Origin of the sequence: Ligaoa zhengdingensis (assembly GCF_014384885.1) — a bacterium.
In the GTDB taxonomy this organism is placed as follows: Bacteria; Bacillota; Clostridia; order Oscillospirales; family Ruminococcaceae; genus Ligaoa; species Ligaoa zhengdingensis.
In genome coordinates, this window is record NZ_JACRST010000072.1 from 1 (window position 1) to 1,953 (window position 1,953).

A 1,953-nucleotide genomic window follows, 5' to 3' on the forward strand; every position below is an offset into this window, starting at 1 on the left:
TATGAAGGAAAAGAAGGTCGAGGAACGGGCGGCAGCTCCCAGCGGGGAAAAGCCTGCCCCGGCAAAAACGGAAAAACCGGAAAAGCAGCCGGAGGCTCCGAAGAAAGCGGAGGAAAAACCCAAAGAGCCGGAACAGCCGAAGCGCCGGGGCCGTCCCCCGAAAGCAGATAAGGACAAGGCCGCAACCCCAAAGCCCGAAGCTCCCGCACAGAAACCGGAAAATGCGGTCAAAAAGGAACCGGAGAAAAAAACGGCGCCAACGGTACAGGCCGCTCCCGCTCCGAAGGAACCCGAAAAACCGAAGGATGCACCACGCCGGGGCAAGGAACAGATCGTCTATATCAAGCTGAACGAGCTTCACGCCTTCAAGAACCATCCCTTTGAGGTTCGGGATGATGAAGAAATGCGGGCTATGGTGTCCAGCGTCAAGGACAAGGGCGTGACCCAGCCCGCTATCGTCCGTCCCCGTGAGGATGGCGGCTATGAGATCGTGTCCGGCCACCGCCGCCAGAAGGCCAGCGAGCTTGCCGGATATGCGGATATGCCCTGTATTGTTCGCAATCTGACGGACGATGAAGCCATCACGCAGATGGTCGAGGACAATCTCAACCAGCGTGAAGAAATCCTCCCCAGTGAGCGGGCCAAAGCCTTGAAAATGCAGCTTGAGGCCATCAAGCACCAGGGCTCCCGCACTTCGGGCCAGATTGACCCGAAGGACGCAGGAAAACGCTCCAACGAAATTGTAGCCGAGCGCAATAAGATGGCGGTCAAGCAGGTGCAGCGGTATATCCGGCTCAATGAGCTGGTTCCCGACCTGATGAAGCTGATGGATGAAAAAAAGCTGGGCTTTACTACGGCGGTGGAGCTTTCCTATATCGGCAAGAAGAACCAGAACTATATCGCCGTCGCCATTGACAGCCAGCAGTCCTCGCCTTCACAGGCGCAGGCAAAGCGTATGCGTGAGCTGGACGAAAAGAAGCTGCTCAACGGGGATGTGATTGACGGCATTATGATGGAGGACAAAAAGGAGGTAGACAAAGTGATTTTGACAGGTGCGGAACTGAGCAAGTATTTCGGCAAGGAAACTACGCCGAGGGAAATGAAGGACCAGATCATCAAGCTGCTGGACGACTGGAAGGGTCAGCAGAAGGAACATGAAAAGCCGGAGAAGAAAACCGAACAGGAAAAGTAAGCCCAAACTTCGGGTCAGCATGGCCCGAGGATTGCGGGGCTCTGCCCCGCGCCCCGAAGCTCTGGAGATATAAATTATTCCCCGTCGCCAGTTATTCCGTAGCATAGCCGGGAAAATCAGTCAAGGGCAGCGCCGCCGCAGGCGGTGCCAGAGGCACCCTTGACGGATTTCTCCCGGTTATGCTTTTTCCCGATCAAGCGACGGGGATATAAATTCTCCAGAGCCGTTCCCCTTCCCGGGGGAAGGGGCGGAGGGGTTGGGCGAACTCTTGCTTTTCCCTAAACCAAAACAGAAATGGAGGCTCAACCAATGAAACGACCTTTAGCATACCTGACCGCCGCATGGAGCGGCGAGCCGGATGTTGATATGGAGCTGGCGGCCCACTACTGCCGTCTTGCTTATGAGGCGGGCTTTTCCCCGATCTGCCCGCTCTTGTATCTGCCGCTGTTTTTGAATGACAGCGTTCCCGAGGAACACAAGGCTGGGATTGATATGCGCCGGGATATGCTGCGGCGCTCCCACACCCTGATTGTCTGCGGCAGCGCTGTGGACGAGGATGTAAAAAATGATATTGCGGTTGCCGGGCGGCTGGGCATTGCGGCGACCACACTGGAAGGGGTGCTTGCCGTGAAGGGACATGGTACCCCGGGCCATGCCGGACATTAAGCTGGGAAGCCTTTTCGACGGGATCGGCGTGTTCCCTCTGGCTGCTTCCCGGTGCGGTATCCGTCCGGTATGGGCCAGTGAGATTGAAAAAGCGC

Annotated in this window: 2 protein-coding genes and 1 pseudogene; all 3 read left to right on the forward strand. The window is 56.8% G+C overall.

Annotated elements, in window-relative coordinates:
* On the forward strand, positions 1-1,192 hold a 1,192-nt coding region (locus H8711_RS13625), incomplete at its 5' end, for a ParB/RepB/Spo0J family partition protein (RefSeq protein WP_249283879.1).
* A 309-nt stretch (positions 1,193-1,501) separates the two neighbouring features.
* Positions 1,502-1,858 carry a DUF7768 domain-containing protein gene (locus H8711_RS13630; RefSeq protein ID WP_003500157.1) on the forward strand — a complete coding sequence of 119 codons (357 nt, stop codon included), beginning with the start codon at positions 1,502-1,504 and terminating at the stop codon, positions 1,856-1,858.
* A pseudogene (locus tag H8711_RS13635) lies at positions 1,845-1,953 on the forward strand (DNA cytosine methyltransferase); the annotation flags it as partial. The gene H8711_RS13630 and the pseudogene H8711_RS13635, both read left to right, overlap by 14 nt.

What these genes read in the sequence shown, in the direction of transcription:
- H8711_RS13630 (WP_003500157.1), top strand. Translation starts at nt 1,502, where the DNA reads ATGAAACGACCTTTAGCATACCTGACCGCCGCATGGAGCGGCGAGCCG.